General features: G+C 36.5%; 7 protein-coding genes. 2 read left to right on the top strand and 5 right to left on the bottom strand.

What is annotated here, in order from left to right:
• Nucleotides 1–103: 103 nt before the first annotated feature.
• From WA010_RS09840 to WA010_RS09860, 5 genes are all read right to left on the bottom strand, one after another.
• The gene (locus WA010_RS09840) at nt 104–1,504 is read right to left on the bottom strand and encodes a response regulator (RefSeq protein ID WP_422556948.1); all 1,401 of its coding nucleotides are present in this window, start codon (nt 1,502–1,504) and stop codon (nt 104–106) included.
• Nucleotides 1,505–1,662: 158 nt separating this feature from the next.
• On the bottom strand, nt 1,663–3,234 hold the full coding sequence (locus tag WA010_RS09845) for a PAS domain-containing sensor histidine kinase (protein ID WP_422556949.1): 1,572 nt from the start codon (nt 3,232–3,234) through the stop codon (nt 1,663–1,665).
• Between the two features lie 17 nt (nt 3,235–3,251).
• The gene (locus WA010_RS09850) at nt 3,252–5,831 is read right to left on the bottom strand and encodes an EAL domain-containing protein (protein WP_422556950.1); all 2,580 of its coding nucleotides are present in this window, start codon (nt 5,829–5,831) and stop codon (nt 3,252–3,254) included.
• Nucleotides 5,828–6,730 carry a phosphate/phosphite/phosphonate ABC transporter substrate-binding protein gene (locus tag WA010_RS09855; protein WP_422556951.1) on the bottom strand — a complete coding sequence of 301 codons (903 nt, stop codon included), beginning with the start codon at nt 6,728–6,730 and terminating at the stop codon, nt 5,828–5,830. The genes WA010_RS09850 and WA010_RS09855 overlap by 4 nt, the downstream gene beginning before the upstream one ends.
• Before the next feature lie 94 nt (nt 6,731–6,824).
• On the bottom strand, nt 6,825–10,004 hold the full coding sequence (locus WA010_RS09860; RefSeq protein WP_422556952.1) for an AsmA-like C-terminal domain-containing protein: 3,180 nt from the start codon (nt 10,002–10,004) through the stop codon (nt 6,825–6,827).
• Here WA010_RS09860 and mltG point away from each other — a divergent pair.
• Nucleotides 9,985–10,878, top strand: coding sequence for an endolytic transglycosylase MltG (gene mltG / locus WA010_RS09865; protein ID WP_422556953.1), 894 nt, complete (start codon nt 9,985–9,987; stop codon nt 10,876–10,878). The genes WA010_RS09860 and mltG overlap by 20 nt on opposite strands.
• A gap of 100 nt (nt 10,879–10,978) precedes the next feature.
• Nucleotides 10,979–11,284: NADP-dependent isocitrate dehydrogenase (locus WA010_RS09870; protein ID WP_422556954.1), on the top strand; the 306-nt coding region annotated here is incomplete at its 3' end.

Here is an 11,284-nt window from a genome sequence, read left to right on the forward strand (position 1 = left end):
GTGCTGATAAGAGGGTCAAGTGCCAGTTCAGCTGTTGCTACAACCGCTCTTGAATCATCGACGATAAGTACTCTTTTTGCCATTTTGTTATCTCCTTATATGGTTAAAATAATTCCAGATCGTTGTCATCGTCAGTAGTAATCTGAGTATTTCCAACAATTTGTTCGATCTGCATACATGAACTGAAAAATGAACTGTCTAAATAATGGATATCCGCAGCGTCTTGAAGTCCAAAAAGGTGTTCTCTCCATGAGGAGAGGTCATTACCTAGATGTTCTATTAACATTACTAATGTTTTTAGTTTTTCTCCATCATTCACAATGGTTTCGGAATGCTCTTTCATAAAACTGCCTAAAGAAGAGAGCGCATATGCCAATGCCGTAAATTCTAAGAGACTATTGATAGCACGAATATATACCCCAAGGACGTTGTCCACAAAAATACGGATAGTTTCAACACTCGGAGTACTCTCCAAAACACCTAGATGCGCTATCCATTCACCGTCTAGACTCTCTAAATCCTGAATCTCGTCCAAGACATCCCCACCGATATCTCGAACATAATCGATGGCGGTTGTTTTATTCACAAAACTCTGTCGTAGGAGTTCTTTCTCTTCTTGATCTATTTGTCGGGTTTTTATCGGTTTAGCATTAAATACAACCTGTTCTGCAACCATAGACGTGAGGTGTTCTGGTACAGAAATACAAGCAGGTGATTCAACCTTTTGAAAACGCTCTTTCATCCCCAAGCGGATACAAATGATATTCTCACCTACAATACAATTCTCTTCCAAATCATCCAAAATATCATTCATTCTCCCTGTAAAAATGACCGGTTCATCAAATTGCATCGTAAGGAACATCTCTTCGAAGCTCTCTTCGATAATAATTCCTATACGACTATTGCTTCGTAATGATGAACGCATCAACTCATAAAACAACTCAATCATCGGATCAACTTTAGCACACGGTGAATGGAGACGCTCCTCACATCGTTCCAATATCCAAATACCAAAATCCATCATCGATTCAGCATCAGTAACATCAAAAATGGTTCTAAAACTGCGTACATCCTTCGAAAATGGATTTAAAGCCTCTTTTGATGAAAGTTTGGTATGTTCTCCCTCTTTTCCTCTCAAAAACGATCCAAAATTTTGAAGTTTAAACCGTATCAACTCTTTATCAATCGGTTTATGAACATACGCTGCCACACCGATGGAAGACATATTCGCTTCCATATGCGGATCGATTACGGCCGTCACTACCATGATAATTGTCTCAGGATAACGCTCTTTGATGATTTTTGATGCTTCAAATCCATCCAAATTTGGCATCATGACATCCATCAGTATGATATGAGGACGCCACGATTCAGACATTGCTACCGCTTCGAGACCATCACACGCTTCTTGAATAATAAAGCCTTCCATTTTTCGACAAATGGCATGCAAAACCAATCGATTGTCTTCGACATCATCGACGATTAAAAGTTTTATCTCTGACATATTGGAGGTTACCTGTTTCATTAAATTTAGTAATTTACTACCGAAACAGAAGTATCATAGATAAGAAAAATCACAAAATAGTCACATATGTTATAATCTATCAAGAAGTTACTATTGGATTACCGAAAAGAAGTGATTACCTCAGATTTTCTTTGAGGTCAAAGAATGGCGTTAATGGAAATCCTAAATGTACTCCCCGTTCCTTCTATGGAACTCACATCGATTTTCATCCCCATCGCTTGTGCATATTCTCGTACGATGTTGAGTCCAAGCCCCGTTCCAAATCCATGATCTCGTACTTGTTCAAATGGCTCAAAAATAGATCCTAATTTATCTGATGGAATCCCCATCCCTGAATCCTCTACTTCTACCTGACATTTTTTTCCATCCAAAACAACTCTAACTATCACAAATCCATCCATGGTAAACTTGAGAGCATTTGAGATCAGATTTATCAGCATTTGTTTAAATTTGACACTATCACATATAATATCGATCTTGGATCCAGAAGATTCAAAGGTATAAAGCAGATTGGGATTTTTATGCAAACTGGTGCAGTTCTCATATGCTTCACGCGCTAAGGTAACTGCATTATATGGATGTAAGTCAAATCGTGTTTTACCCGATTTTATTTTGGCGATATCAAGCAATGAGTTGATTAAAGCCAGCAGATGTTCTGCATTCGCATAAGTGCGTTCGATATAACGTTTAACCAACTGACGACTTACATCGTCATCCACGATTTCATCATATGTTTCCAGTGCTTGATCAGTGAAATTGACAATCGCATTAAGTGGTGTGCGTAATTCATGCGATACTTGATCAAAAAATTTCGTTTTTGCTTCAAGTAGATGGAGTGCTTCTTCTTTAGCTTGCACTGTTTCGGTAATATCATGGCGAATCGATAAAATTTCGACAGAAGAACCTTTCATATCCGTAATCGGTACAATAGTAGTCGCAAAATAATGATGTGTACCGTATTTACCGATATTTTTCATTACCCCTTTCCAAATTTTACCGCTTTCTAGGAGAGTACGAGTATTTTGGCGGCATATAATTTCACTGTCACTTTCAAATAATATTGAAACATTAGAACTGACAAGTTCATCACTACTATAACCTAATAGCGTACTCAACGCATCATTAACATAGAGAATATTCCCATCCAAATCACATCGAGCGAGAAGGTTGGATGCATCGATTGCAGTATCATATTGTCTAAATCGGTGTTCACTCTCCTCTTTTTCCTGCGTGCGTGAACGTATCCCCTCTTCGAGCATACATTTGTAACTCATCATATCGGTCACATCGGAGAGAATCAGGACATACGCACAAGCTTCTTCATCCAATCGCGTCAATCCAATCGAAAATGTCTGAATATCGTATTTTCCGCTGATTCCTCCTTTATAATGTCCTTTTTCACCCGATAATACATGTTCAAACCATGGACGCTCCAAGTATCCTTCATACACATATCCATATTTATCAATCCGTAGTAATTGAGATGAAAAATCAAATTGTGGATCAAAAACATCGATTTTCAAAGTCAAAAAATAGTCCGCAAATGCTTTATTGGCATCGATAATATGATATCCATCTGTAATGGCAATCATCCCACTCGTGAGATGAAAAATGGATTTATAATAACGGTAATCTGGGTTATACGATCGCAGATGTTCTTTTAATATATCTTTGGGTGACAGGGGTGTCTTCTCCATCGTTTCTAACATCCGAATCCTTTAAAAGCTTATTTGTTAGATGTAAATTTACTCACTTCTATATCATGTGCACTCATAGGTTTTGCATAAAAATACCCTTGAATTTGAGAACAGCCATTTTTGATCAAAAATTCTTTTTGCTCAAATGTTTCAACCCCTTTAGCAATGATTGAAAGATTCAAACTCTTAGAGAGTGCTATGATTGCTTTGGTAATTGCACGATCATCATCATTTTGATGAACCTCCCGTACAAACAATTGATCAATCTTCAGCCGATGAACCGGTAAGCGTTTTAAATATGCCAATGATGAGTATCCAGTTCCAAAATCATCGATAGAAAGCCTAATGCCCATGTGAGTGATTTGAGATAAAATATAAAGCACCTCTTCTTGATGATTCATCATGTCCTTTTCACTTACTTCAAATTCAATCCATTCGCTCAAACATTGTGTCTCTCGGAGAAGTGATTCGAGTATAGTCATAAAATCTTTTTGTTTAAGCTGCTTAATCGTCAGGTTAAGTGAAAGTACTCCTGGTTGCAAACCTTCACGATACCATTGAGCAAATTGGAACATAGCAGTGCGCATCACAAAATGATCCATAGCAACAATCAAACCCGTTTCAACCGCAAGAGAGATAAATTGATCCGGTAAAACCAACCCCCGTTCTGGATGATTCCAGCGAATCAATGCTTCCATCCCCAGTAATCTTTCAGAGTAGCCGTCTAATTGCGGCTGATAAAAAACACAAAACTCATTTCTCTCTAGCCCTTTTCGTAAGCTCGATTCCATTGCAACACGCTCATACGCCCGTATTGTCATATCCTGAGTGTAAAAATGGTAGCTATTTCTACCCTCATTTTTGGCTTTATACATGGCAGCATCGGCATTTCTCAGCAGCATATCAGGAGTAGTACCATCCGATGGGTAGATACTAATACCGATACTACAGGTCACGTACAACTCGTGTTGATCAATACAAATCGGTATCTGCATCATTTGAACCAATTTTTCGGCAATATTGCTAACAAACTGTGCATCGTCGAGATAATCAACCATGAGACAAAATTCATCACCACCCAACCGTGAAATCGTATCCACGTTTCGTAATTGGCTCTGCATCAAATTAGCAACATGAATCAACACTTGATCGCCGACGAGATGCCCCAATGAATCGTTAATCTCTTTAAAACGGTCTAAATCGATAAATAAGATCGCCACATGCCGTTGATAGCGTTCTGAATGTTTGATCGCTTGCTCCAAACGATCTAAAAAAAGTCTCCGATTCGGCAACTCTGTCAAAATATCATGATTGGCGCGATAATCCAAATGCTCTTCCAACGATTGACGACGCTCCATCTCCAATGCCAGTGACATAGTACTAGCCATCGCCATTGCAAAATCCTGTTCATCAGGTTGCCACTGATGCAATACATCGACTTGCTCATAACAAACAACCCCTATTACTTTTCCTTGACGGACGATAGGTATATCGAGCATTGATACTATATTCATTGGTTTAAGATATAATTCATTAAATTCTAAGGTCATCGGATCATTTTGAGCATCATTAGCGATAATTAACACCCCTCTTTGTAATGCGGCAAAATAGGATGGAAAATTATCTCCATGTAAAATTACTCCATTCGTATGTTCACCGGTTTGGGTATCATAAAGATCATCACACACAATCATTGATCCATCTGGTATCATCCGCCAAAAACTTACTCGAGTAACGCTCAATGTTTGTGCAGAAATTTCAGTCGCTTTTTGGATAGAAGATTGCACATTTTCGAAATCAAGTTTTGACCATTCTAAAAGTGCTTGTTGATATTTCTGGCTTGTCTCTAAACGAACCAATCCAATTTTAGACAAATCAGATATATACTCCTGCAACGATCGGTTCATAGAGGCAAATCCCTCTTCCATTATTCCAATCTCATCGTCATATTGTTTTGACGGCAGTTGAACATCAAAATTTTTATTTGCCATTTGTTTAGCCGCATCAGATAATACACTGAAACGCAACGTCATAGTTCGTATCACTAACCATGCCAATAACATCCCTAATACAATAGCCGCTATTGCATATACTGCACCTTTTTTAATAAGATTTGACAGTGTTTCTGACAATGTAGCATCACTAAGTATAACACGGCAATAACCTATGATTTGCCCATCTAAGCGGATCACTTTTACTGTATCTATTACATCGTTATGTTTGATTTGATAGATATCATTCTGAGTTTTTTTTAACTCTAAACAGATTTTTTTGCTTTCATCATCGACCAATGTCTCATTTAAATACTTTTCCGGATACGATGCACGTACTCGACCGGATGTATCCGTGATAAATACCATGGAAACATCCGGAATCTGATGGATATCGTCGATTAAATTTTTAAGCATCGAGATATCGTTATTTTGGAGTGGCAATGCAGCGTTTGATCCCAATAATACCGCGAGCGATTTTCCATTACTTGAGAGCTGTTTTTCCATTTCACGGTACTGGCTCTCAATAAGATCATAAATTACAAATCCGATCAATATGGCATGAATTAAAAAAATATTGACCAACAATCGACCGCGTATCGTCCTAAAAAAACTCATTGTATTATCCCTAAGGCAGATTCATATTTTCGGATAAACGACTTGACCGGCTCAAATGTTTTCATATCTGCCTTTTCAAACCCATCCATATTTGCGTGTTCCAGTAATGCACATCCTTCTTGGGTAGCATTTAAATTAATCAAAAGTGCGGCAACCTTTTGAGCAATCATCGGGTCAACATCGGATCGAACAGATAGAGCATTGTTTAATAACGGCGGTGTTTCCCATACAATCTCTAACTCTTCTGCTTTTAAAGGATTTTCCTTTTTCCATTTATTCCAAGCTGGAGGCCATGTAGCGGTAATATAAGTATCTTTTGTGTAGGTATTAAATATAGCAGAAAAATGCGATCCCACATAATACGGGATCATGTCATTGTGGACACTGATACCGTGTTCCCAAAGGTAGTATTTTGGCATGATGGCTCCAGCCAATGCACTCGGAGCGGAAAAAGCTATTTTTTGCTCCTTCAGCTGCTGGAAGCTACTGATATGTGCATCTTTACGTGCAATCAGTATCCCCTTAAAAATTGTGTCATTTTTCATCTTAGCAATCGGAAAATAATGATGATCAAACCCTATAATACTTTGATATGGGTTAGAAAGGACAAAATGAAATTCACCGTTTCGAACTCTTTTTTCATGTTCTAGAAAATCTTTGGATGTGACAAGATCAAACTTCACACCATCGATATTCTCTTCTAAATAATTTAAAATCGGGCGATATGCTATAAACATTTCCTTAGCGTCTAAAAAAGCGTTAATTCCAAATACATAATTTTTATACTCTTTTTGAACACCTTTTGGTTGGTATGTTTCCGTGGAATTTTTGGAAGTATCACATCCACTAAAACCAAAGGTAATTATCAATAAAACAGATACTATTTTGAAATGCTTCAAATGACAACTCTTATTTTAAAAATTTATATGCTTTTGCATAGAAAACATATTATCTATTAAAAGTCTTAAAATAATCACAACAAATATACTATTATTATTTTTTCTTTTTATCTTCTCCTATCCATAAAAATGGATATGCTACTGTTCTTTTTAAAATGTTAAACGGTGCAGTGACAATCTCTTGCGCAATGGCTGTTTCTACTATTGGATTATCAAATTTTCCACTTAGTGTCAGATTCGTCGATATTGATCCATCATCACCAAATAGAATATAGCCTAGCATAGGCAATTTTCCTAAACTGGAACCGAGATCCGTTTTGAGTGTTAATGTTCCATTTAAAGTGTTGGATTTCATATCAGCATATCCTTCTCCTAATATTTTCATTTCTGGAGAATTTAAAGTGAAATTATCAACTTTTATTACCCCTCCGGAGTAAGAAAAATGGGCATACCCTTCACGAACAGGTAATCCTTTTGTATTGTAATTTGGCAATGAAAATGTAGCTAATGAGGGAACTGTATTGATAAAGGCCAAAATATTATTGAGCACTTTATAATCTTTTAAAATAGTATGCTCAACGCGCATGACTCCCTCAAATGCTTCTGCTTCTCCTTTGGCTTGAAAAGAAAATTCTCCTTCACTAAAATCACTCAGTGCAAAAAGATGTTCCATAAACTTATCATTAAATCCTTTGCCATCAATGTGAAATAGCTCATGATATATTTTAAGTTTAGCAATTCCATTCATATGATGTAACGATACCTCTAAATTTTCATTATTGAGCAAAGCTTCCATACGATCTGAAAGGATTCTTCGTTCTTTAGTAAGATAAAGATAAGTATTATCAGCATGAAGATAAAGAGGTAGTTCTATCTCTTCATTTTTTATCGTTGTAGTATTTTTTTGACGTTGTATTGATAAAAGTTCTAATAATTGAGGGAGGTTAATTCCCATATTTTTTGTTTTTATATCAATCTTATCCGCATATCGATTGATGATAATACGATCATTAACACGAATCGAGCTTTGATTCTCCTGATAGGTTCCGCTAAAGTGATACTTTGAAATCGGTTTTGCATTAATGATCATTAAGGGATACGGATAATGGATAAGACCATCAAAAGTATAGCGAGAACTTTTTGGCGTGTAATAAAGATTTAAATTTCCCTTATTAATATGATATCGACGTAAAATAGGTGAATGTTTGGAGAGTAAAGAAATATCATCAAGTGTAATTTTCCATCCATTGGGAATAGTGGAAAATTTTGTTTTGAGAGAATCAGCATCTAAAATAATTTCTTGACCAGAGGTATCCAATAAAAGTTGCAATGACTCTTGAGTATCAATCATAGGAGAAAGTTTTGGACTGATTGGCATCATAGAATTAATTCGTATATTCCCTTTTAAGGTAGCTAATGAATATTGTCCACTAAAGTGTCCTTTGAGTAAATCTCCTAAAATAGCTTCTATCGGTTCAAACGTAATTTGATCTTTTTTTATCGATGCACTAAAAGGTGATAACAAGAGAGGAAGCTGATGAATACTCCATGCTGAACTTTGCGTACTGTGCAGGGTTGTAAGATTATTATCTTTATGAATATCAAGCGTCAATGGAGTATGACTGAGTTGTATTTCTCCTAGTTTAAAACTATTAAGAGTAATTTGTATATCTGTTTGTTTTTTAGTACCGTCAAAAAGTGCACTTACTTTTCCATAAACGGTATTTGAAAGAGAAAAAGGAACCGACTGTATTGAGCTCGTTATTTTACTATAATTAAAAGGAGCTTGAAATTTTTCAATAACAAGTCTTTCTCCCATTAAATCCCATGTTGATGGCATAACCTGAATAAAATCACCTTTCGGAGAGATAAAATACGTCAAATGTAAAGGGGATTTGGGATTCGAAAGATGTAAAAAAGTTTTATTAGAAAGAGGAGCAACATCATATGCTTCAATGCGAACAGAGCCATATCTCGTTTTTGTATCATATTCACCATTCACTTTGGCATGGGCAACATCATCACCATAATGAGCAGTAAAGTTTTCGAAACGTACTTCTGCGTTATTCAGTTTCACAATCCCACCATCTGAATATAGCGGTATCGAATGAATTAAAAGCTCAGTGGAAGAAGGACGAAATATCCCTTTTGCTGTTGTTTTTAAGTCATGAAGGTTGATATTCAAATCAAGATCTACGTCACATATACCGGATGTTTGTTGAATGGGTATATCAATATCATAAAAACGTAAAAGTTTTAAAATAGGTTCATTTAATACAGCATGCTTCGTTTCTAAATGGATATCCAATTCACTATGAGGAGTTGTAAAATCTATGCGAAGGCGACTAGCTTCAGTAGGGAGATTGTAGAATCTTCCATTATAAGGAATAATTTCGAGTTTACCTTGTCTAAAGATTAAGTTAATTTGAGGAGCATAAATGGGTTCAAATCCCATTGCAAAAGTATATTCTCCATTTTTTATAGTTGCTTCAGCATGTAAAGCGTTCAAAAGTTCTTCAGGATTGTTATAATGAAATTTCCCTTCAAAGCGTTGAAGTTTGATTAATGAAGCTTTTGCATATTGGGTAATCCAAGGTCGAATTTCAGGGTCAATATTTAAAAATTCAATAATCGATTGTACACTGCGTAGGGGTTCATTGATATGAAGAGTAAACATCAAAGAATCAGTATTACCGGATGCGTTAATGAAAAGTGTAGGTGTTTGAGGAAGATTGAGTCTAATATTCATATTTAACCGTTGTTGCGGAAGTTCTACACTTAGATTACCGCTAATTTTTGCACTATTGATAGCACCATGAAGCAATGAGAGGTTAAAAAAATTTTCATTAAGTGTAAAAATACCATTGTATGAGCTGTTTCCATCAAACAACGTGATTATGCCGGGAGAGTTTTTATGATACTGTAATGAGAGTTTTATCGAATTATATTGAATAGTATTAATATCGATCTGCTTGACCCAACGTTGGGTATGGCGAATCAAAGGGGGAAGTTTCCCTAAAGGCTTGAGGTTTAAAGGGAGATTGTCACTTTGTAATGCGCTTAGATCAACTTTTTCGGCACGAATCAGTAGAGCATTTTCCCATTTGAGATATAATTTCTCAATTTTGAATCCATTAAAGCTCAAATGATCGAAATGAATACCTTCCAACAAAGCGATAAACGTGAAAAAGCCAAGAAAAAAAGTAAAAAATAAACCGAAAAGAATGTATCTATGGGTTTTAGGGATAATATTGGTGATAATTGTCTCTTTCATGACCTACCTATTCTCTACCGTCACATCACCAAAAATCGTCTATATACCGCAAGGTTCCGTCTTTAAAAGTATATCACACCTCCAAGATGAAGGGGTAAACCTCTATAAAATCGATGCATTTATCCTCCGTTTGATTGGTCAGCCTCAACAAGGGTGGATTGATCTAAAAGTCGAAAAAACGAGCCGTATCGAGTTTTTGTATAAATTAACAACGGCTAAAGCAGCTACTCGTGCTATTACATTGATCCCTGGAGAGACTACAACTATATTTTTGCGTCAGTTGAGTGATGAACTCTCTTTAGATATGAATCTATTACAGAGGGCATACGATAAACATGCTCCCTATCGTGAGGGGAGTTTTGTACCAGATACCTACAGTATCCCTAATGAGATCAGCGAAGAGGAACTTATTATCCATCTATTAAATGAATCAGATGAGACAATGCAAGGCTGGGCAAATGAGTATAAGAAGTCGTATGATAAAGAAAAATGGTTACAAATAGTAACAAAAGCATCTGTTATCCAAAAAGAGGCCGCTTCCGTATCGGATATGCCGGTTGTGAGCTCTGTCATTGATAATCGACTAAAAAAAGGGATGCGTCTACAGATGGACGGAACCCTAAATTACGGTGAATACTCCCATCAAAAAGTGACGGCACGTCGAATACGAACCGATAGAACTCCCTATAATACGTATAAAAACAAAGGTCTACCACTGTATCCTGTATGTAATGTCAGTAAAAATGCCATCCATGCCGCGATCAATCCTAAGAGTACCGATTACCTCTATTTTGTTCGTGGTAAAAATGGTGACCATATTTATAGTAGTTACTTTTCTACACACCATAAAAACATCATAAATGCTACAAAATGAAACACATAAAGAAGTTTTTACTTTTATTGCACCAGCAAATAGAAAAATTCTTCTGGTAAGTGTTATGATACTTTTATAAAAAAAATGACAGGAGAACCTGATGGCAAAAATCATTTGGTCAGTAATTGACGAAGCACCGGCACTAGCGACATATTCGCTACTTCCAATCGTAAATGCATTCACACAAGCCGCAGGCGTAGAAGTTGTTACAAGTGATATTTCACTTGCAGGTCGCGTTATCGCAACATTCCCGGAACGTATGAGTGATGCGCAACGCATCCCTGATAATCTCGCACGGTTAGGCGTTATCGCTACACAACCCGATGGTAACATTATTAAACTTCCAAATATTTCTGCTTCAATTCCACAGCTTAAAGCGTGTATTGAAGAGCTTCAATCTCAAGGT

This window comes from Sulfuricurvum sp., assembly GCF_049305995.1.
Lineage (GTDB): Bacteria > Campylobacterota > Campylobacteria > Campylobacterales > Sulfurimonadaceae > Sulfuricurvum.